Origin of the sequence: Mesorhizobium sp. M5C.F.Ca.ET.164.01.1.1 (genome assembly GCF_004792125.1) — a bacterium.
Lineage (GTDB): Bacteria > Pseudomonadota > Alphaproteobacteria > Rhizobiales > Rhizobiaceae > Mesorhizobium > Mesorhizobium wenxiniae.
In genome coordinates, this window is sequence record NZ_SRTG01000082.1 from 1 (window position 1) to 493 (window position 493).

General features: G+C 55.6%; 1 pseudogene. It reads right to left on the reverse strand.

Annotation, left to right across the window (positions count from 1 at the left end):
* Window positions 1–493, reverse strand: a pseudogene (locus tag EN807_RS32515) (FAD-dependent oxidoreductase); the annotation flags it as partial.

Here is a 493-nt window from a genome sequence, read left to right on the forward strand (position 1 = left end):
TGGTGTTCTTTTCCTTCTCGATCTTCGGCGTGCCGTCGACACGCATGAAGTTCTGAGCGGCATGCGACATCAGCCGCGGATAGCTGTCAAAAAAGTTGCTGGAATTGGTGTGGAGCAAGGCTGGCATGTCCTTGTATTTCTTAAGATCCTTGATCACAAAGGAGTCATCCAGCATCGTCTTGTAGAGCGCAAGGTTCCCTTTGGTCATAGGACCGTTGCGGCTTTTGCCTTTGATGATCGCCTCAGCCGCGACACGACCCGAGGTCATGGCAAGGTTCGAACCCTCACGGTGAATGGCATTGTTCAGTTGCGCTGCGTCGCCGACGATGACCCAACCGTCGCCGAAGAGCTGCGGAATGGCCTTGTAACCACCTTCGGGGATAAGATGGGCGGCATATTCTTTCACCTCCGAGCCAGCGATCAGCGGCCGGATCGAAGGATGGTTTTTCATCGCATCCAGGAGGGCTGACGGGCTCTCCATCGTCGCGGCGAA